This window comes from Microbacterium sp. (assembly GCF_003248605.1).
GTDB lineage: Bacteria > Actinomycetota > Actinomycetes > Actinomycetales > Microbacteriaceae > Microbacterium.
In genome coordinates, this window is record NZ_QFPF01000038.1 from 1 (window position 1) to 20,464 (window position 20,464).

At 70.8% G+C, this 20,464-nt stretch carries 17 protein-coding genes, 1 tRNA gene and 1 pseudogene; 6 read left to right on the plus strand and 13 right to left on the minus strand.

All coding sequences use genetic code 11. The features are described 5' to 3' along the window. The 3 genes from DI573_RS07030 to rpsT form a co-directional block, all read left to right on the plus strand. On the plus strand, positions 1 to 823 hold an 823-nt coding region (locus DI573_RS07030; protein ID WP_292812171.1), incomplete at its 5' end, for a 5'-nucleotidase C-terminal domain-containing protein. 91 nt (positions 824 to 914) lie between these two features. Continuing rightward, a complete protein-coding gene (locus DI573_RS07035) occupies positions 915 to 1,691 on the plus strand; it encodes an alpha/beta hydrolase (RefSeq protein WP_292812173.1) in 777 nt (258 codons plus the stop codon). A 114-nt stretch (positions 1,692 to 1,805) separates the two neighbouring features. Then, on the plus strand, positions 1,806 to 2,066 hold the full coding sequence (rpsT, locus tag DI573_RS07040; RefSeq protein ID WP_292812175.1) for a 30S ribosomal protein S20: 261 nt from the start codon (positions 1,806 to 1,808) through the stop codon (positions 2,064 to 2,066). 84 nt (positions 2,067 to 2,150) lie between these two features. On the opposite strand, the gene holA is transcribed toward rpsT, so the two are convergent. The 5 genes from holA to pabB all read right to left on the minus strand — a co-directional run bounded on the left by holA (position 2,151) and on the right by pabB (position 10,286). Beyond that, complete coding sequence (gene holA, locus DI573_RS07045; protein WP_292812177.1) at positions 2,151 to 3,191, minus strand: DNA polymerase III subunit delta; 1,041 nt, start codon at positions 3,189 to 3,191, stop codon at positions 2,151 to 2,153. A gap of 27 nt (positions 3,192 to 3,218) precedes the next feature. Further along, positions 3,219 to 5,552: a ComEC/Rec2 family competence protein gene (locus tag DI573_RS07050; RefSeq protein ID WP_292812179.1), complete on the minus strand. Its 2,334-nt coding sequence runs from the start codon at positions 5,550 to 5,552 to the stop codon at positions 3,219 to 3,221. Further along, positions 5,549 to 6,202, minus strand: coding sequence for a helix-hairpin-helix domain-containing protein (locus DI573_RS07055; RefSeq protein WP_292812181.1), 654 nt, complete (start codon positions 6,200 to 6,202; stop codon positions 5,549 to 5,551). Before DI573_RS07055 ends, DI573_RS07050 begins: the two co-directional genes overlap by 4 nt. A gap of 92 nt (positions 6,203 to 6,294) precedes the next feature. After that, complete coding sequence (gene leuS, locus DI573_RS07060; RefSeq protein WP_292812183.1) at positions 6,295 to 8,880, minus strand: leucine--tRNA ligase; 2,586 nt, start codon at positions 8,878 to 8,880, stop codon at positions 6,295 to 6,297. A gap of 77 nt (positions 8,881 to 8,957) precedes the next feature. After that, positions 8,958 to 10,286: an aminodeoxychorismate synthase component I gene (gene pabB / locus DI573_RS07065; protein WP_292812185.1), complete on the minus strand. Its 1,329-nt coding sequence runs from the start codon at positions 10,284 to 10,286 to the stop codon at positions 8,958 to 8,960. 42 nt (positions 10,287 to 10,328) lie between these two features. Here pabB and DI573_RS07070 point away from each other — a divergent pair, with 42 nt between their 5' ends. Genes DI573_RS07070 through DI573_RS07080 form a run of 3 tightly spaced genes read left to right on the plus strand, consistent with a single transcriptional unit; the run spans position 10,329 to position 12,788 of the window. Beyond that, positions 10,329 to 10,994: a DedA family protein gene (locus tag DI573_RS07070; protein WP_292812187.1), complete on the plus strand. Its 666-nt coding sequence runs from the start codon at positions 10,329 to 10,331 to the stop codon at positions 10,992 to 10,994. A 5-nt stretch (positions 10,995 to 10,999) separates the two neighbouring features. Then, positions 11,000 to 12,034, plus strand: coding sequence for a phosphatase domain-containing protein (locus tag DI573_RS07075; protein WP_292812189.1), 1,035 nt, complete (start codon positions 11,000 to 11,002; stop codon positions 12,032 to 12,034). 43 nt (positions 12,035 to 12,077) lie between these two features. After that, the gene (locus DI573_RS07080) at positions 12,078 to 12,788 is read left to right on the plus strand and encodes an SOS response-associated peptidase (protein WP_292812191.1); all 711 of its coding nucleotides are present in this window, start codon (positions 12,078 to 12,080) and stop codon (positions 12,786 to 12,788) included. A gap of 30 nt (positions 12,789 to 12,818) precedes the next feature. Here the strand turns inward: DI573_RS07080 and DI573_RS07085 are convergent, their stop codons facing one another. The 8 genes and pseudogenes from DI573_RS07085 to DI573_RS07120 all read right to left on the minus strand — a co-directional run. Further along, positions 12,819 to 14,030 (minus strand): glycoside hydrolase family 3 N-terminal domain-containing protein, encoded by a 1,212-nt coding sequence (locus DI573_RS07085; protein WP_292812193.1) that lies wholly within the window; start codon positions 14,028 to 14,030, stop codon positions 12,819 to 12,821. Between the two features lie 34 nt (positions 14,031 to 14,064). Further along, the gene (locus tag DI573_RS07090; RefSeq protein WP_292812195.1) at positions 14,065 to 15,156 is read right to left on the minus strand and encodes a putative zinc-binding metallopeptidase; all 1,092 of its coding nucleotides are present in this window, start codon (positions 15,154 to 15,156) and stop codon (positions 14,065 to 14,067) included. Positions 15,157 to 15,199: 43 nt separating this feature from the next. Next, the gene (locus DI573_RS07095) at positions 15,200 to 16,756 is read right to left on the minus strand and encodes a polysaccharide deacetylase family protein (protein ID WP_292812197.1); all 1,557 of its coding nucleotides are present in this window, start codon (positions 16,754 to 16,756) and stop codon (positions 15,200 to 15,202) included. Beyond that, the gene (locus DI573_RS07100) at positions 16,753 to 17,271 is read right to left on the minus strand and encodes a hypothetical protein (RefSeq protein WP_292812199.1); all 519 of its coding nucleotides are present in this window, start codon (positions 17,269 to 17,271) and stop codon (positions 16,753 to 16,755) included. The genes DI573_RS07095 and DI573_RS07100 overlap by 4 nt, the downstream gene beginning before the upstream one ends. Before the next feature lie 70 nt (positions 17,272 to 17,341). Further along, positions 17,342 to 17,983, minus strand: a complete 642-nt coding sequence (gene pdxH, locus DI573_RS07105) for a pyridoxamine 5'-phosphate oxidase (RefSeq protein ID WP_292812201.1) — start codon at positions 17,981 to 17,983, stop codon at positions 17,342 to 17,344. Positions 17,984 to 18,250: 267 nt separating this feature from the next. After that, a tRNA-Ala gene (locus tag DI573_RS07110) sits at positions 18,251 to 18,326 on the minus strand. Between the two features lie 215 nt (positions 18,327 to 18,541). Then, a complete protein-coding gene (locus DI573_RS07115) occupies positions 18,542 to 19,807 on the minus strand; it encodes a hypothetical protein (protein WP_292812203.1) in 1,266 nt (421 codons plus the stop codon). A 27-nt stretch (positions 19,808 to 19,834) separates the two neighbouring features. Further along, positions 19,835 to 20,464, minus strand: a pseudogene (locus DI573_RS07120) (hypothetical protein); the annotation flags it as partial.

Genomic DNA, 20,464 nt, shown 5'->3' on the forward strand with positions numbered 1-20,464 from the left:
CTACGATCCGAACCTCGCCGAGGGATCGCGGATCACGTCGGTCACGATCGACGGCGAGCCGCTCGATCCCGACGCCGAGTACCGGATCGGCACGCTGTCGTTCCTGGCCACGGGCGGCGACAACTTCCGCGTCTTCACCGAGGGCACGGACTACGTCGACACCGGCCTGCTGGACTACGAGGCATGGGTGGACTACCTCGCCGACTCCTCGCCCGTCGAGCCCTCCTACGCCAAGCAGGCGGTTTCGGTGCAGGGTGTGCCGGACGCGGTCGAGGCCGGCGCCGAGGTGTCGTTCTCGGTTTCGGGAGTGAACATGACCAGTCGTGGCGCCCCCGAGGTCACCGCCCTGACCGTCACCCTCGGCGGCCAGACCCTCGCCACGGTGCCGGTCACGGCCGGGGCCGCCACGGTCGCCGTCACGGTGCCCGCGGGCACGGCAGCGGGCGCCTCGGCCCTGGTTCTGACGACGGATGCCGGCGGCACATCGGTGACGGTCCCGCTCACGATCGAGCAGCCCGTCCCGCTGGTCACATCGCGCACGACGCTCGTCGCCCTGCCGCCCGTGCACATCAACGGCCTGCTGCACTCGCGCCTCATCGCGTACGTCTCGCAGTCCGAGGGACGCGCCGAGGGCACGGTCGTGTTCCGCGAAGGCGACCGTGTCGTCGCCGAGGTGGCGCTCACGCGCGCAGGGTTGGCCGCCACCACGCTGCCCCGGCTCTCGCGAGGCACACACCGCTACACGGCCGAGTTCGTACCCGCTGACCCGGGCGCGGTCGAGGGGTCGACCAGCCGCACGGTCGGTGTGCGCGTGCTCTTCTAAGAACCGCTCCGCCGGATCGGCCCTCGCCCGCGTCGGGCGGGGGCCGCTCCGCGTCGGGGCCCGCTGCACCGGCGAAAGTTAGGCTGGACGTATGGCTGTTCAGGTCGTCCTCGTGCACGGGATCCGCACCTCGGCGACGATGTGGCGGGCCCAGCGTGCGCACCTGGACGGTCGCGACATCGCGGCGACCGCGATCGATCTTCCGGGGCACGGAACCCGCATGGGCGAGACCTTCACGCTCGAGGGTGCGTTCGAGACCATCGACACGGCCGTGCGCACGGCAGCCGAACGCGGTCCCGTCGTGCTGGCAGCGCATTCGATGGGCGGGCTGATCAGCTGCGAGTATGTCGGCGCGCCCGACCCGCCGCCCGTCGCGGCCTTCGTCGCCGCCTCCTGCACGGCGATCCCCCGGGGCGTAGGGCTTGCCACCTACCGCGCGCTGGCGAGACGCTTCGACAGCCTGCCCGATCGCGGCATGCGGCTCACGGAGATGGTCCTGGCCCGGACCCTGCCGGATGAGACCCGATCCGACTTCGGCGCCGGCGGGTACGCGTTCGACGCGCAGGACATCGCGCTGCGCTCGCTGTCGATGCTCGACCTCATGCAAGCCCTGCGGCACATCCGTGTGCCGACCTGGTTCGTGAACGGTCAGTTCGACCAGCTGCGCGCGAATGAGCGACTGTTCCAGCGTCTCGTCCCGCATGCCGAGCTCATCGTGGTTCCCCGCACCAGCCACCTCGTCACCGCCATGCGGCCGCGCGTGTTCAACGCGGTCCTCGATCTCGCGATCGCCACCGTCGGCGCCGCCCCTGCCCCCGACACCGACCCTGCCCGGGCGCGCGCGGGCGCCGAGCCGTCGACCTGCTAGACTCTTTGATTGGCTTGCGTGTGGGTCTCACTCCCCTCACGACCGCCGTTCGGCATCCCTCTCTCGCCGTCGGCATTTCATCCAGGCAGACACCTAACGGAAAGACCCCGACACGTGGCAAACATCAAGTCGCAGATCAAGCGCAACAAGACCAACGAGAAGGCGCACGAGCGCAACAAGGCCGTCAAGAGCGAGCTGCGCACCGCCGTGCGTCGCACCCGCGAGGCCGTCGCCGCGGGCGACAAGGCCGCCGCCGAGACCGCTCTCGGCACCGCGACCAAGAAGCTCGACAAGGCCGTCAGCAAGGGCGTCATCCACAGCAACCAGGCCGCGAACCGCAAGTCGGCGATCGCCAAGCAGGTTTCGTCGCTCTGACGCACCCCGCTCGACGACGAAGGTCCGCTCCCCTGCCGGGTGGCGGACCTTCGTCGTTGAGGGCGGGCGCGGTCCGCGGCGCGATCACGATGCGAACGGCGCCCGCGTGGCGATGACGGTCACGAGACGCTCGAGCGCGAACACCGGATCGCGCGAGGCGCCCTTGACTTCGGCGTCGGCGCGTGCCGCGGCCTGAATGGCGATGCCCAGCTGATCGTCGTTCCACCCGATCAGGTCGCGCCGGGCTCGATCGACCTGCCAGTCCTTCATGCCCAGGCGCGCCGCGAGCTGCGCGGAGGACTCCCTCGTTCCCGCCACCCGCGCCATGCCCCGCAGCTTCATCGCGATCGCGGCGACCATCGGCACCGGATCCGAGCCGGAAGCGAGGGCGTGGCGGAGGGCGACCAAAGCCTCGCCGTAACGCCCCGCGATCGCCGTGTCGGCGACCGTGAAGGCGGATGTCTCGACGCGCCCGCCGTAGTAGCGCCGGACGATCTGCTCGGTGATGTCGCCGTCGACATCGGCGATGAGCTGCTGGCACGCCGCGGCGAGCTCGGTGAGGTCGTCGGCGAAGGCCGATGTGAGCGCGCGCAATGCCGGCGGGGCGATGCGACGCCCCGCCGCCTGGAACTCGCCCGCCGCGAAGTCGAACCGGTCGGAATCGCGCTTGACGGCGGGACACGCGATCTCGACGCCACCGCCCTGGCCCCCGCGGATCGCCTCGAGCAGCTTCTTGCCCCGCACGCTCGCTCCCGTGTGACGCAGGACGATCGTCGCGCCCTCCTGCGGCTGGGCGAGATAGGACAGCGCCTCGGCGAGGAACTCGTCCGTGCACCTCTCGACGCCCGAGATGCGCACCAGGCGGGGCTCACCGAACAGTGACGGGGACGAGACCGCCAGCAGTGTGCCGGGGGCGTAGGCATCGGCGCGTACGTCGGTGACCTCGAGGGAGGGGTCTTCGGCTTTGAGATAGTCGCGCAGCCCGGCGATCGCCCGCTCGGCGCAAACCTCTTCGGGACCCGACACCAACACGAGCGGCGCGGGCTCGGGGCGTCGCCACGACAGCTGCGGGATGCTGCTGCGCGCCGCCGGTCTGGCGGGCGCGCGACGGGGTTTCGTGGCCATGGCAACAGCCTAACGAGCGCGCCGACATCAGCCGCGGGGATGCTGTCGCCACACGCGCAGCTCGCCCTCCTCGCTGCCGACGAGCACGAGGCCGTCGGTGTCGCTGCGTCCGATGGACATCCCCTCATCGGACAGCATCGTCAGCAACGTCGCACGTGGATGCCCGTAGTCGTTGTCTGCGCCGACGCCGATGAGGGCGACGCGGGCATCGAGGGTGCGGTAGAGCTCCGGAGCCTGGTCCGCGCTGCCGTGATGGGCGACCTTGACGACGTCGAAGGCGCCCCGGACCGAGCCTTGCGCCATCAGCGCCCGCTGCGCGGATTCGGAGAGGTCCCCGAGCAGCAGGGTGCGCGGCACTGCACCCCCGGCCGCGCCGATCTCGAGGACGACACTCGAGTCGTTGCCGGCGTCGAACCCCGCGCCGGCCGCGCGCGGCCAATGCACGCGCCAGCGCTCCGCGCCGACCGTGCCCGTCATCCCGGCTGTGCCCGCCACCAGGTGTGCACCTCCCCCCGCCAGCCGTCGCAGGACGGCGTCGGCCTCGGCATCCGCCGCCGGTCCGTGCATGACTGTGCCCACCCGCCCGCGCAGGATGTCGGCGGCGCCGACATGGTCGGCGTCGAAGTGCGTCAGCACCAAGAGGTCGACGCTCGCGATCCCGAGCGTCGACAGGCAGGCGTGCAGCGCGTCGGGCTCCGGACCGGTGTCGACGAGCATCGTCACGTCGCCGGAGCGCACGAGGACGGCATCCCCCTGCCCCACATCGCACTGCGCGATGCTCCACGTCTGCGGTGCTCTCAGCGTCGCGAGCGGCCCGGAGAGCACGGCATGACCCGCTCCGGCCCCGAGAAGCGCGGCAAGGGCCAGCGCCGAGGCCACCCGGGGCACCCGCCACCGCGCGCCGCCCGTGCCGAGCACCAGTGCGACCGCCGCTCCCGCCGCGAGCAGGGCGAGTGCCCCACCGATTCCCTCGAGCCACGGCGCGCGAGCCCCGGGCAGCACCGCGAACGTCTCGGCGACGCCCGCGATCCAGGCCGCGGGGACCCACGCGACCCAGGCGAGAGCCTGCGCCACGGGCGGCAGCATCTGCACCAGGCACGCCGCGAGACCGAGCACCGTGGCGGCGGGGGCCGCGGGCCCGGCGATCATGTTCGCCACGACGCCGTACAGCGGCACCGCCGGGTCGATGAGGATGAGCAGCGGCCCGCACGCGAGCTGGGCAGCCAGCGGAACGGCCACGGCCGCGGCGACCGCGCCCGGCATGATACGCGCGAGGCCGCGGGTGAGCGGCCGCGTGAGCAGCAGCAGGCCCGCCGTCGCGGCGACCGAGAGCGCGAACCCCAGCGTCGCGGCGAGCCACGGATCGGCGATGAGCGCGACGATGACGGCGACCGCGAGCACCCCCATTCCTCGGACGGGGCGATCGAGAGCGAGCGCGATGAGGGCGATCGCCGCCATCGTGGCGGCGCGCAGCACGCTGGGCTCGGGGGTGACCAGAACGACGAAGCCGCCGAGGCAGACCAGCGCGGTCGCGATGCGTGCGGGCCGCGGCAGCCGGCACGCCGATGCCGCGGCGTAGGCCAGCGCGACGACGATGGCGCAGTTCGCGCCCGAGACCGCGGTGAGGTGGCTGAGCGAGCTCGCCTTCATCGAGGCATCCAGGTCGTCGGTGACCGCCGACGTGTCGCCGACCGCGAGCCCCGGCAGGAGGTCGCCGCCCGCCCCGGGCAGGGTCGCCGCGACCGCGAGGAACCCCTGCCGCAACGCCGCCGCCTCCGACAGCAGAGTGGGTGGGGGATGCCGCACCTCGACCCCGCGCGACGCGAAGACGACCAGCACCGATCGGTCGCCCGCATCCGCCGCGCGCGCCGTGCCCGTGACGACGACCTCGCTGCCGAGGTCCAGCCCCGCGAGCACGTCGCCCGGGGCCACGCGGACGGTGACCGGCGCGGCGATGGTCTGCATGACGGGGCCCGTGTGCACGGAGTGCGCGTCGAGGTCGAACCGCAGGCCCACGGCCGAGCGCTCGATCTTCGAGGAGACGACGCCGGAGACCGAGAGCGCGCGCCCGCCGTCGACGGCGAGGTCGCCCGCGCGCGCCCGTGCGGGTTCGGCGAGGGCGACGTGTCCGGCGACGGCCCCCGCGAGCGCGAGCACGATGGCGGTCGTCGCGAGCAGGGACCGCCGGCGACCCGCGCGGCGCAACAGCAACCCGCTCAGCAGCAGCGCCGCCGTGAAGGCCGACAGACAGGCGATCCCCGCCGGCGCCGGGACATGGATCACCACGAGCGCCGTCGTCCAGACGCCCGCGGCAGCGGTCAGAATCGCCCCGACGGCGGGCACACGGGTCTCGGCGGTCATACCCGCACCAGCGGGCGCAGGCTCTCGAGCATCTTGTCTCCGATGCCCGGCACGGCGAGCAGGTCCTCGACGCTCGTGAAACGGCCGTTCGTCTCGCGCCAGTCGATGATGCGCTGGGCGATGGCGGGTCCCACGCGCGGAAGCGTGTCGAGCGACGCGAGATCGGCGGTGTTCAGATCGATGAGCCCGTCGGCTGGGGCGGAGACCGACCCGCCCGCTCCGGGAACGACGCCGAGCTCGTTCGCGCCTTCGACCGGGACGACGAGCTGCTCGCCATCGCTCAGCGCCCGCGCGAGGTTGACGGCGTCTCGATCCGCATCATCGGCGAACCCCGCGGCGGCGGCGATCGCGTCGACGACGCGCGCACTCCCGTCGAGCCGGTAGAGCCCGGGTTCGCGGACGGCACCCGAGACGTGCACGTATAGCGCGGCGGGATCGACGCGCGCCGCGGGGGCGGTCGGCGCGATCGTCTCGGGAGCCGCCGTCGAGGAGCGGAGGACCGCCACCGCGACGGTCGCACCCAGCGCCAGCACGATGACGACGAGGACGGCGCCGACCGTCAGCCGCACCCTCGCGGGCGCGCGCCGGTAGGCCGGCCCTGCGTCGGGGATCGATGCGTCGGGGAGCACGGTGGGCGGCTCGGCGGGCATCGCCCCACGCTAGGGGCGGGGTCGATGACGGCCGCGACGCGTCGCACGGATGCCGGCATCCCGTCCGCGAGGGACCGGCTGGGGAGGAGAGGTCAGGCGGGACGCGTGGAGATCGAGACGACCTTGGGCGCGCGCACGATGACCTTCGCGATCGCCCGGTCGCCGAGCGAGCGGACCACACGCGCGTCACCGCGGGCCAGGGACTCGAGCTCGTCGGCACCGATGCGAGCGGGCACGTCGAGCGTCGCCCGCACCTTGCCGTCGATCTGCACGACGGCGGTCACGTTCTCCTCGACCAGTAGAGTCGGGTCGGGCTGGCGCCACGGCACGAGTCCGACGAAAGGCTCGTACCCGAGCATCTCCCACATCTCTTCGGCCGTGTGCGGGGCGAAGAGATCGAGCACCATCGCGATGACCTCGGCCGACTCGCGCACGGCGGGGTCGGCGGGCCCCGCACCCGAGTCGATCGCCTTGCGGGTCGCGTTGACGAGCTCCATCAGGCGGGCGATCACGACGTTGAACTTGGTCTGCTCGACCAGGCCGGGTGCGTCGGCGAGCAGGCGGTGGGTGACCCGGCGCAGCGCCGGGTCACCCTCGGCCCAGATCACGTCGGGCTCGCTGACGACATCGTGGGCGATGCGCCACGCGCGCGCCAGGAACTTCTGCGCACCGGTGGTCGAGACATCCTCCCACTCGATATCGTCCTCGACGGGGCCCGCGAAGGCGATGGCCACGCGCACGGCGTCGGCGCCCGGCGACTGCATGCTCGCCGCGAACTCGACGAGGTTGCCCTTGCTCTTGGACATCTTCGAACCGCCGAGCAGCACCATGCCCTGATTGATGAGGGTCGAGAACGGCTCGGTGAAATCGATCAGGCCCATGTCGAAGAGCACCTTGGTCAGGAACCGCGCGTACAGCAGGTGGAGGATGGCATGCTCCACCCCGCCGATGTATGAATCGACCGGGGCCCAGCGCGACGCCTCGCGCGGCGAGAACGCCTCGCCCGTGGCGTTCGGGGACAGGAAGCGCAGGAAGTACCACGAGCTGTCGACGAATGTGTCCATCGTGTCGGCGTCGCGCAGCGCCGGCTCACCCGTCGTCGGATCGACGGTCTGCACCCAGGAGGCGGCCGCACCGAGCGGGGACGTGCCCTTGGGTGTGAGATCCAGGCCGTCGACCTGCGGCAGGCGCACCGGCAGCTCGTCGGCGGGCACGGGGACGACCCGCCCGTCAGCGGTGTGGATCATGGGGATCGGTGTGCCCCAGAACCGCTGCCGCGAGATCAGCCAGTCCCGAAGGCGGTATGACTTGGCCGCGCGGCCGGTGCCGGTGCTTTCGAGCTGGTCGATGATGCGGGCGATCGCGGTGCGCTTGGACAGGCCATCGAGCGGGCCCGAGTTGATCATCCGCCCCTCGCCCGTCAGAGCCACTCCCGTGCGCGCGGGGTCGATGTCGGCCAGCGCATCGCCGTCGTCGCCCGGATCGATCGGATCGCCGTTCTCGTCGAGCTCGATCACCGGGATCGCGCCCGTGATCGGTGCCGTGGTGTCGACGACCACCGTCACCGGCAGGTCGAACGCGCGCGCGAAGTCGAGGTCGCGCTGATCGTGGGCGGGCACGGCCATGACGGCACCGTGGCCGTAGTCGGCCAGAACATAGTCGGCAGCCCAGATCGGCAGGCGGACGCCGTTGACCGGGTTGATCGCGTACCGCCCCAGGAAGACGCCCGTCTTGGGCCGATCCGTGCTCTGCCGCTCGATGTCGGTCGAGCGCTGCACGCCCTCGAGGTACTGCTGGAACCGCGCCTGCACATCCGCGTCCGCCCCGGCGGCGAGCTCGGCGGCGAGGTCGGAGTCGGGCGCGACGACGAAGAAGGTCGCCCCGTACAGCGTGTCGGGCCGGGTGGAGAAGACGGTGACCTTGTCGGGGTGCCCCTCGATCTCGAAATCGATGTCGGCCCCGACCGAGCGACCGATCCAGTTGCGCTGCATCTGGATGACCTTCTGCGGCCAGAATCCCTCGAGCTGGTTGAGGTCATCGAGCAGGCGGTCGGCGTAGTCGGTGATGCGCAGATACCACTGCGTGAGCTTCTTCTTGACCACCTCGTGGCCGCAGCGCTCGCAGCGACCGTCGACGACCTGCTCGTTGGCGAGCACCGTCTGGTCGTTCGGGCACCAGTTGACAGGGCTCTCCTTGCGGTACGCCAGGCCCCGCTCGTGCAGCTGCAGGAACAGCCACTGGTTCCAGCGGTAGTACTCCGGGTCACTGGTGTGCAGCACCCGGCTCCAGTCGTACGAGGTGCCGAAGGACTTCAGGCTCGTCTTCTGCTGCTCGATGTTGGCGTAGGTCCACTCGCGGGGGTCGGCCCCGCGCTGGATGGCCGCGTTCTCGGCGGGCAGGCCGAACGAATCCCAGCCGATCGGATTGAGCACGTTGTAGCCGCGGTGACGCCAGAACCGCGCCACGACGTCGACGTAGGCGTAGTTCTCCGCGTGACCCATGTGCATGTCGCCGGAGGGATAGGGGAACATGCCGAGCACGTACTTGCGGGGCCGCGTGTCGGCGTCGCCGCCGGCGCGGAACGGATCTTCGCTGGCCCACGCCGCCTGCCACTTCGCCTGGATCGCGGCGGGGTCGTACGGCCGGCCGTCGGCGTACGCGGTGTCAGTGGAAGCCATTTGAGACACGGAGAACCAATCGTGCGGGGGGTGGTGGTGCGCGAAGGCGCTCTTTCCAGGTTACCGGACGGCCGATCTCACCAGCCGGGGGGAAGCGTCGCCCCCAGCACCGCAAGCGGGGCTCGCGCCTTCACCCCCACCTCTCGCACCTCTTCGGCGGCGACGGAGGACCACGTGATCCCTCCCCCGGCGCCGACGACGGCGCGGCCCGCGCTCATGACGATCGTGCGGATCACCATCGCCAGCTCGACCGTCCCGTCCGCACCCACCCAGCCGAAGCATCCGGCGTAGACCCCGCGCGGAGCGCCCTCGAGTGCGTGCAGGATGCCCATCGCCGAGAGCTTGGGCGCTCCCGTCATCGATCCGGCCGGGAACGCCCTGTCGACGAGGTCGCCGAGCACAGCCCCGCGGCGCAGATGCCCCGACACCGTGCTGACCAGCTGGTGCACATGCGGGTACGACTCGATCGCGAGCAGCGCATCCACGCGCACGGTGCCGATCTCGCACAGGCGCGCGAGGTCGTTGCGCATGAGGTCGACGATCATGACGTTCTCCGCACGTTCCTTCTCGCTCGCCAGGAGTTCTTCCGCCAGGGCGGCGTCGGCGGCGGGGTCGGCCGCCCGCGGGCGGGTGCCCTTGATAGGGCGTGTGCGGACGATGCCCGACCGCACCGTCACGAACTCCTCGGGACTCGCGCTGAGCAGACTCACGTCCCCGATCCGCACGAATCCGCCGTGGGGTGCGGGGCTCCCCCCGCGCAGGCGGCGATACACGTCGGTGGGACGCTCCCCGGTCTCGACCTCGAATCGTGTCGTCAGGCACAGCTGATACGCGTCACCGCGGCGGATGGCGTCGCGGCACCGTCCGATCAGTGCGGCGTACTCGTCGGGCGCATGCCGCGACACCGCGGCGCGGGGCGCGGCGGGCGCGGGCGGGCGCGCTGGTTCGGCGGCGAGCATCCGTGCCACCTCGTCTGCCCACTCCCCGACCGTGTCGGGGGCTGCGACCGCCCACGCGGCACCGTCGGCGTGCCGGATCGACACCCAGCATCCCGCCTCGACGAACGCGCTCGCCCCTGCGGCGCTCTCGGTGTGCACGGGGGCACCGGTGCGGGCGGCGCCGTCCTCGTAGGCGAACCAGCCCACCCAGCCCCCTCGGAAGGGTCCCGCCGGCCAGGGGTCGCTCACAGTCGCCGCGCCGGGAACGGGCGCCTGGGCGAGCGGCACCGCCCGCAGATCGTCGATCGCGGCCCGCCGGGCGCCGATTCCGATCACGCTCCACCCGGTGCCGCCGGGGGCAGCCCCCTCGAGCCAGAACACATCGGGATGCTGTCGCTCGATCGCCGCGAACAGGCGCACCGCGTCGGGGGCGCGGTCTATCGGCTCGGCGACGAGGACGTGGGACACGTTCCCAGGCTACTGACGAGGGCAGCACCCTAGGCTCGAAGAGTGAACGAGTTCCTCACGTGGCTGCTCGATGGAGTGCAGGAGGTCGACGCCGTCGCCCGCACGCTGCTCGCAGGTGTCGCGGTCATGCTCGAGACGAGCATCCTGGTCGGACTCATCGTTCCCGGCGACACGATCGTCATCGTCGCGGCGACCGCGGTGGGCAGTCCTCTCGAGGGCGTGCTGCTGGGCATCGCCGTCGTCATCGGCGCGCTCGTGGGCGAGAGCATCGGCTTCTGGCTGGGGCGCTGGCTCGGTCCCAAGATCCGGGTCTCGCGCCTGGGCCGGCGCCTGGGCGAGGCGAACTGGGCGCGCTCCGAGCGGTACCTGCGCCGTCGAGGCGGACCCGCCATCTTCCTCTCCCGCTTCCTGCCGGTGCTGCACTCGCTCGTGCCGCTGACGGTGGGGATGAGCGGGTTCCGCTACGGGAGATTCCTCGCCTGGACGGCCCCGGCCTGCGTCCTGTGGGCGACGTTGTACGTCTCGGTCGCGGCCGCCGCGGCGGGCACGTATCGCGAGCTCGCCGACACCGTGCACTTCGCGGGATACATCTTCGTCGGCATCATCGTCCTCTTCCTTCTGCTGGCGTTCGCGGGCAAGAAGTTCATCGAGCGGATCGAGCGGCGCCACCTGCACGACGACGAGCCCCGGGTGGACGTGGAAGACTGAGGGCGATGCCCACGTCAGCACAGGCTCCCGAGACCCCCGCGAAGATCCTCTGGTTCGCGCGCCTCGAGCGGCGCTTCCATGCCTGGCGCGAGCGCCGTGCGCGCAGGCGCGGGATGACCGCCTCGGTAACACCGTTTCCGGGGTACGGCGGCGAGAGCTGGGTCCGGGTCGCCGGACGGGTCCTGATCGTGCGGCCTCCCCAGCGCACCGCGTCGGGCGAGTTCGAGAGCGTGCGCGGATGGCGCAGCTTCGTGGGCATCCCCGTCGGCTTCGCGCAGGTCTCGGTGACCGTCGGCGACCGCACGGTCGACGTCGTCGCCGACCGTGGCGGCGTGGTCGACACCGTCATCGAGGCCGACCTCGAACCCGGATGGCAGAGCGTGCACCTCTCCGTCGAGGGCGGGCCTGCCGTCGAGACCCGCGTGTTCATCGTCGCCTCCGACGTCCGCTTCGGCGTGGTGTCCGACATCGACGACACCGTCATGGTCACCACCCTGCCCCGACCCCTGATCGCGGCATGGAACTCGTTCGTCGTCGACGAGCATGCGCGTCTGCCCGTTCCCGGCATGGCGGTGCTGCTCGAGCGGCTGGTGCGCGATCATCCCGCGTCGCCCATGATCTACCTCTCCACGGGGGCGTGGAACATCGCGCCGACCCTGACCCGCTTCCTCTCCCGCCACCTCTTCCCCACGGGAGCGATGCTTCTCACAGACTGGGGGCCGACGCACGATCGCTGGTTCCGCAGCGGCCGCGCGCACAAGGAGGCGAATCTGCGGCGGCTGGCGCGCGAGTTCCCGCAGGTCAGGTGGCTTCTCATCGGCGACGACGGCCAGCACGACGACGCCATCTACACCGAGTTCGCCCGGGAGTACCCCGATCAGGTCGCGGGCGTGGCCATCCGTCGACTCTCCGCGGCCGAGGCAGTGCTCGCCGGCGGACGCACGGCGGTCGATGACCACAGCGGATCGAGCGCCCCCTGGGTGACGGCCTCCGACGGGGCGGGGCTGCTGCGCCGACTCGAAGAGGTGGGCCTCGCCTGACCCCGCTGCCGCGATGTCGGCGGCCCCGCGTACGCTGGGCAGCATGTGCGGACGATTCGTCGTGGCCCGGGCGGCGGCAGATTTTGCGGAGTTCCTCGACGTCGACACCGTGGCCGACGACCTGCCCGAGCCCTCCTACAACGTCGCCCCGACCGATCGGGTGGCGATCGTGCTCGACTCGATCAAGACCGAGCCGCCCACCCGTCGCCTCGAGGCGGCCCGATGGGGGCTGGTCCCGGGATGGGCGAAAGACCCCTCGATCGGCGCGCGCGCCTTCAACGCCCGATCCGAAGAGGTCGAAGACAAGCCCATGTTCCGCAGCGCGCTCGAGAAGCGCCGTGCGATCGTTCCGACATCCGGCTACTACGAATGGAAGACGACGCCCGAGGGCAAGACACCCCACTTCATCCATCCCCAGGGTGACGAGCCGCTTCTGCTGGCGGGCCTCTACGAGTGGTGGCGCGACCCGGCGCGTACCGACACCGACCCTGCCCGGTGGATGCTGAGCTTCACGATCCTCACCCGCGACGCGGTCGGCCGGCTCGGCTCCATCCACGACCGCATGCCGCTGTTCGTCGACGAGGCGCACGCGGAGGCCTGGCTCGATCCCACCACCGAGAACGTCGGCGACGTCCTCGATGCCGCCATCGACGCCGCGCCGCGGGTCGCGGAGTCCCTCGACGACCGCGTCGTCGGACGTGCGGTCGGCAACGTGCGCAACAACGGGCCCGAACTCATCGAGTCGGCCGCCTGATCTCGGACGGCGCGGCGACGGCCGTGCCGCTCAGCCCACCGGGGCGCAGGAGTCGCAGCGTGCTGCACCCGCGCCCGTGGCCCGGGCAAGGCGCAGCTCGATGACCCGGGTCGCCGCTTCGTGCAGCCGATCGGGCGAGAGCGTCCCCGCCGAGGCCGCCTGCGCGATGCCATCGATGACCGCTCTCGCTCGGGCGACGGTCGTGTACGACACTCCCAGCACCATGTCGTTGCCCGCTGCCACGGCGGCCACGGCGTTCGCGACGGGATCGGCGTAGGCGGGATCACCGGAGGCCTCGAGCATCGCCATGTCGTCGGTGATCGCGACGCCCTCGAACCCCAGCTCGTCGCGCAGGATGTCGTGCCAGGGCGCGGAGAGGGAGGCGGGCGCCGCATCCACCGCCGTGTACGCCAGGTGCCCGAACATCACGAGATCCGCACCCGCCTCGATGCCTGCGACGAAGGGCGGAGCCTCGGAGACCCGCCACTGCTCGAGCGACATCGCGGTGGAGGGGATCACCCTGTGCGAGTCGCCGGGTGCCGCACCGTGTCCGGGAAAGTGCTTGATCGTCGAGGCCACGAAGGGCGCCTCCCCCGTCACCGCGGCCGCCACCCGCGGCGCGGCCTCATCCGCGCCGGTTCCCAGCGCACGCCGGTAGATGAAGGACCCTGAGTCGCCGGTGACATCGGCGACGATGCCGAAGTTGACGTCGATGCCCGCGTCGCGCACAAGAGCGCCGCGACTGCGGAATGCCGCCGCGACAGCATCCGCCGCCTCGTCCTTGAGGGTGAGAGAGGCAGCGAAGTCGTCGGTGCGCAGGCGCCGCACGTCGCCACCCTCCTGATCCACCGCGATGAGCGGCGGAAGGGCGGGATCGGCGGTCATCGCGGAGGTCACAGCGCGCACGGCGGCGGCATCGGCGCCGGCGGGGACGTTCGCGCCCATGATGATGAACCCACCCGCCTCCGTCTCGCGCAGAAAGCCGCCCAGCGCACCGGGATCGGTGCCCGGCGTGTGCACCATCACGATCGCCGCCGCCTTCTGCTCGACGCTCATCGCCGCCACGATCGCGGCCGCACGCGCCGTGAGGTCATCGTCCGTCGCGGCGACGACCCGCACCGGCGCGCCGTCCGCGGCCTCGTCCGTCGCGGCGCCCGCGACCTGCGGCGCCGCCGCCATCGACACGAGCGCCGCCGTCAGGATCGCCGCAGTCCGCGAGAGGGCGTCCCATCGGCTTCGCATCAGACCAGCCTATGCGGGAGGCTCGACACGCGGCCTAGGTTCTCGCCTCGTCGGGATGGGAGGCGAGGGCGAGGGCGATCTGCTCGTCGTGACTGAGCGGCGCCTTCGTGACGATGTCGCGCACGAAGGCGAGTTTGTGGCGTACGGGTCCGACGAGCTCGAACGGGTAGAGGTCGCCGAAGCCCATCGACCGGTTGATGCGGTTGAATGCCTGGCTCATCCAGTCCCAGTCCGCCAGGAGCCGCTGCACCGGCTGGTCCTCGTAGCTCAGGAGCGGTTCGACGTCGGTGTCGCGCAGGTTGGTCACGCTCGCGTCGATGTGTATGCCGATCGCGGCCGCCGTGCGCAGGGTTCCGGTGATGTGCAGGTAGTGCGCGAAGGTCTCGGCGAAGTCCTCCCACGGATGCATCGTGGCGTACTCCGAGATGTACGACGCGCTCCAGCCCTGTGGCGCGCCCTGCGCGTAGTGCCGGGTGATCGCGTCCTGGTAGCTGGTGCGCTCGTCGCCGAAGAGCTCGCGGCATCGCGCCCACGCGGCGTCGTCGCCCAGCAGCACGTTCTGGTAGTAGTGGCCGACCTCGTGGCGCAGGTGGCCGAGGATCGTCCGGTAGGGCTCGCCGAGACGCACCCGCAGCGCCTCGCGGCGATCGTCGAGACTCTCGGCCAGGTCGATCGTGATGATGCCGTTCGCGTGCCCGATGATCACGCGCTCCCCCGTCGAGAGACTGGAGATGAGATCGAACCCGAGCCCGCCGGGCCGCACATCCCACGGGACGATCGGCAGACCGAGCTCTCCCAGCTGCAGGAGCAGGCGGCGCTTCGCCTCTTCGACGCTCCCCCACTTCTCGAGCGCGATCGTGTCATCGGATTCCGGGCGCCGCCGCGTCAGCCGGCACGAGAAGCACTGCCCGGCGGGCGCGTCCTCGCGCACGAGCCAGTTGCACCCCCACCCTCGATTAGAGCACGTGTACCAGGTGACGCCGTCGATGACGACCTGACCCTGGCGGATTCCGTAGAACTGGCGATCGAGCAGATTGAATCCCAGTTCGGCCTCGCAGTTCGGGCACTCCCGCATGCTGAGGTAGACGAAGTGGCGGCAGTGCGGGCAGCGGGGGGCGGAACTCACGTCCTCACCGTAGTGCTCCGCGGCGCCGCGTGGTGATCGATCCTCAGGGGCCGTGCCGCACGATGCCGGCGGGTACCGCACCGCCGAAGAGCGCGTCGATCGTGACCAGGCTGAAACCGCGTGCCCGCAGCCCGTCGACGACCTCGGCGAACACCCGCCCCGTCACCGCCTGGATGTCGTGCATGAGCATGATCGTGCCGATGCGGGGCGAGTCGATCGCGAGAGCGGCCAGCGCGCCGTCCTCGGGACCGGTCCAGTCCCGCGTGTCGACCCCCCACATCACGGCGGGCATGCCCGCCACCGCCAGCACACGATCGTCGATGCGGCCTCCGGGCGGACGGAAGGTGGCGACCGACTGGCCGCTCAGAGCCCGCAGCACGTCACCGGTGTCCTCGAGCTGCGCCCTGATCTGCGCGTCGGTCAGGTCGACCAGGTAGGGGTGGTTCCAGCTGTGGTTGCCGATCTGGTGGCCTTCCGCGGCCACGCGACGCACGGTGTTCGGATTGCGCTGTGCGTTCTGGCCGAGCATGTAGAACGTCGCGGCCGAATCCCTCTCCCGCAGCACGTCGAGGATGCCGGGTGTCAGAGCGCCCGGGCCGTCGTCGAGCGTGAGCGCCATGCACGGCACCAGATCGCAGGGCGTGCGATCGAAAGCGGCACCCGCCGACACCGGGCCGGCGAAGGCACCCGAGGAGGAGCGGATCGCGTGCCCCAGCTCGGTCAACAGCGGTTCGACCGCGGACATCGGCAGGGCGACGCGCACGGGATGCTGCGCATCGGGCGTACGCCACGCGCCGAGGCCTGCGAGCTCGGGCGTGGTGAAGCCTGTGGGAAGGGTGAGTATCACCTCGTCCGCCCCCAGGTATGCGTCGCCGAGTGCCGCCGTGAGCGCCGCGAGCTGATCGGGCGTGGGCGGGACGATCGGCGCGAGGCTGAGCGCGCCCGCGGTGCGGCGCAGGGTCTCGACGAGCGGCTCCCACACGGCGTCGGCATCGGCGACGAGTGCCGCGCCGGTTCCCACCTGACCGGTCGAGAGGTCGGTGAAGATCGTGGTGACCTCGTCGGCGTCTATCCCCGCGGCGCTTCCGCGCACGGTGCGCAGACGCTGGACGAGGACCGTGCCGGCGGCGTGCACGATCTCGCACACGACCACCGTGTGCGTCTGCGGGCCCGCACCCAGCAGGTCCGGTGCCGGTGCCGACGTCGACCCGGGCTCGCATCCCCTCCGGTCGAGTCCGGCGGAGCGATCGTGCACCTGAGGTATGTAGCCCACCCCGGAAACCGCCACCTGCGCGTCGATGGCCGCCCGCACGACGCCCTCGACCGCGTCGTTCACGGCCTGGGTGCCGGGCACGTAGCTCCACCGCGCGTCGATGCCCGTCGCATCGTTGCGGATGCGCTGCGGCACGAGCGCGACCGCATCCGGCGCGGGCTGAGGCTCGGGATCATCGGCGACGACCCAGCCCGTCTCGGCCCAGGACGCGGGCGACCACGCCGCATCCCGCTCCGGTGCGCACGCGCTGAGCGGGACGACGAGAGCGAGGACGGCGAGGGCGATGCCGCGCGCCGCGATCGCGCGTCGCCGCCGCTTCGCGGTCACCCGTGCACCTGGATCGAATCCAGCAGACGGGCAAGCTCCGCCTCGAACCCCTCGACGGGGCTAGCTGTGAAGCGCACCAGAGTCTGCCCCGACACGACGGCCCCGGAGATGACCGACCCGTCCGCGGAGCGAGCGTGCAGCAGCATCCGGCCCTCTCCGATCTGCTCGGTGCTGGTGCGCCCGACAGGCACGGGCGCGGCGTCATCGATCGCCGTGCGCGCATCCACGCCCGCGAGCACCTGGACCTCGATGACCGTGCCACCGTCGGGGGTGACCACCCCGACCCGAGAGCGATCGAAGGGCGCGGGACGGACCGCCCAGCCGCCGGGTACGTCGATGGTCGCCTGCCCGGGAGCGCCCTCGATGTCGATCGTCGTGTCGCCCTCGAGCACGCGCGTCGTGGCCGCCGTCCAGATCTGCGGACCGGCGGTCGTCGCGATCACCCCGATGACGACGGTGACCACCGCCACGGGCAGCACGATGCCGAGCACCCGCATCGCCTGCCCCCTGCCCACGAGCGCATCCTCTCAGAAGCCGTCCACGGCGCCCGTCGACGCGCCGCGCGTGCCGCCCCGCGGCCGCGGGTCAGGGCTGCAGGCGGACGATGCGCCAGCCGGAGCCGTCTGCCGCGCGCCGGTAGACCAGGCGATCATGCAGCCGCGAGCGGCGCCCCTGCCAGAACTCCACCTCGCGGGGCAGCAGGCGGTAGCCGCCCCACTCGGCCGGCCGGGGAACGGCATCGCCCTCCGGGTGACGCGTGCTCTCCTCTTCGAACGCCCGCTCGAGCTCCGCCCGCGACCCCACGGGGCGCGACTGGGCGCTCGCCCGGGCGGCGATCGCCGAGGCCCGGGGGCGGGCGGCGAAGTAGGCGTCGTCCTCTTCGTCGGTGAGCTGCTCCACCCGACCCGTGACGATGATCTGCCGCTGCAGTGCGTACCAGGGGAACAGGGCGGACGCCTGCGGCAGATATCCGAGCGCGATCCCCTTGCGCGAACGACGATTCGTGAAGAAGCACAGCCCCGCGTCCACTCCGCGCAGCAGCACGGTGCGACTGGCGGGCGCGCCCGAGGGATCGACCGTGCCGAGCACCATCGCGTTGGGCTCGGCGACGTCCGCCTCGGCCGCCTCGTGCAGCCACGCGCGCAGGTGGGTGAGCGGGTCTGCGGCCATCGTGTTCTCGTCGAGCGCGGCGAGGTCGTAGTCCTGTCGATGCTGCAGCGGATCCATGGCGTGCCCTTCGTCGGGGCGAGGCTATCAGCCACCCGGCCGGGCCCGGCGGCGGCACTTGCCCCGCCTGCGCTGCGCGCGGGCACACCTGCGGACGCCGCGTGCGACACGCCGGGCATGTGCCCCCGGCATCCGGCGTGTCGGCACTCAAGTCCGCCGTTGTGCTCGGCGCGGGATGCTGGGGCCACGACCGACGGGGAGACCCGAGTCGCCGGGACTCGGGTCTCTGCGGCGACAAACACAAAATCCCCGGCAGAACCGGGGATTTGGTGGACCTGAGGGGACTCGAACCCCTGACCCCCTGCATGCCATGCAGGTGCGCTACCAGCTGCGCCACAGGCCCGGATGGTTTCGCGGATGCCCAAAACCCCCGGAATCTTGCCCTTCGGCTTCACTCCGGTGGTGGTGAATGTCAGCATACGCGACTGAGCCTAGATGGATCTGGACGCTCTTCGAGCGATCTCGAGGTACCTGAACCGTCGAGTTTGTGTCTACATGTCAAGTCCTCGAGAGCAACGCCACCCCTGGGCGAGACTCCGCGATCGCGGGGAGAGACTGCTACCGAGCAATGCGATCCACTCGACCGCTGAATGATCGATACCACGGCCCCGGTGACCACGACCCCTCAGCCGCAGCCATCGCGGTCGCAACTGTTGCCCAGTCCCGCGGCGACGGATGCCGCGGCGACGGCCGTTCGAGGATGGCGAGCTCGCATAGCGCCTCGAGCGCCAGATCGAAGTCTCCGCGCGAGGAATTGAACCGTCGGACGGATTCCCAGAGCTTGTCGAAGGCCCCATCGACATCGCCCAACGCTGCCAGAATGCGGCCGTCCGTGAGCGCTTCGAGTTGGAGGACCCAACCGGACGCCTCCTTGAACCCCGCGAAGGCGCGAGCATAGGCTGCATCGGCTGCGTCGGGTCTTCCCATCGCTGCATAGGCACGTACGAGGAGAGCCTCGAGTTCCGTCTGGGCAAGCGGATCACGCCAGTAGGGCCTCTCGGTGTCACCGCCATGCAGTTCACCCTCGTCCTGCTCTTGCGGTCGGTAGGCCTCCAGAAGGATGTCGCTCACCTCGGCGGCTGTGCGGACTGGGTCGCCTGCGGACCATAGTGCTGCGATCTCGTCGGTGTAGGGACGGCGAAGCCCGGAATCGTTGAACTCCGACATGGTGACAGCTGCGAGGAGCGACTCCTCAAGCCCCATGAGCTCGTCCTGCCAATCTGCGAGGTTGCGGATCTCGTGATCAGGGTCTGCGATGTAGTGCTGCCAGGATGCCTTCGGGTTGTGTTCAACGAGCGAGGAAGTCGGATCGGCAGCGTCGATGATTGCGTGGAGTCTCTGTTGCTTCAACTCATCCCACCACGGCACGAAGGACCACCAGGTCACGCTATCGACGAGCTCGAATGCGAGGTTCGCCCACTCAGCGCGCCTCAGAACTGCGTCGACTTGCGGATCCTGGGCTTCGAACGTGGCGAGCTCAAAGAGCGCCTGCAAGTACAGGTCCGGGTCCCAGTGGTCATTCGCCGGGGGCTGTGCGGCCATGCAGAGACGACCAATCGCCGCTTCAGGATGCCCAAGGAAGCCCTCCAGACGTGCCTCGGCGAGAAACCTCGCCTGCATCAGATACCACGGGCAACCCATGTCGATCTCTGTCCACAGCGCGCGGAGGGCTTCCTCGTTCTTTCCTACGTCGAGCAGCTTTCGCCCTACCCAGGCGGAGCGAGCCCAATCCGGGAGATCGGTGAGCACTGAACGCATGTCTCTGGCGCGCGCGAGCTCTGCCCGCGCGTCATGGAGCGCTTCGTCAACCTGCTCGACGATCACGTCGGGGTCTCCTTCCGATCCGAGCGACTACTCGGCTTGTGATTCGGATCTGCTGTCTTCGGCGGCGAGGGCTGCCCACTCGGCTTCAAGCGCGCTACCAATGCGTTGCTCCCGAGCAATCGACTCCTTTAGCCAGGCGATCGTTGCCGGCGCCATCGCGAGCAACTGCGGGTAGTTGAGTGCGGCCGGATTCATTCCGAAGACGAGACCCGTCTTGACCAGCGTTCCGGACGTCGCCACAGTGTGGCCGAGCAGGAGCATCGAGCGGAGCTTGGCGACTTCCAGTTTTCGCTGGTCGGCGCTCTTCCCAGTAGAGAGAGCATCGAGCATCCAGTACGCCCGGATGATCACTTCGACAGCCGCGGGGACGATACCCATCGTCAAGAAGTGTCGGAGGTCGTAGCCGTTTCGGTACATGTCGCGGGCGACGTCCGTCCACGGCACCTTTGGCCCGTCCTTCCACAGCGCGAACGGGGACTCCGTCTTGGCGAGTTGGAGAAGGCTGAACAATGGGGCGGGCAAACCGGCCGGCGTGTTCACTTCGACCAGCACGATGCATGGCGGACAGGAAGCCACCCTGCTGTCGATGATGCTGCCCCTGCTCCACCACGGCATGCTGCTGGTCGGCATTCCGTACACCGAACCCGCCTTGACCCG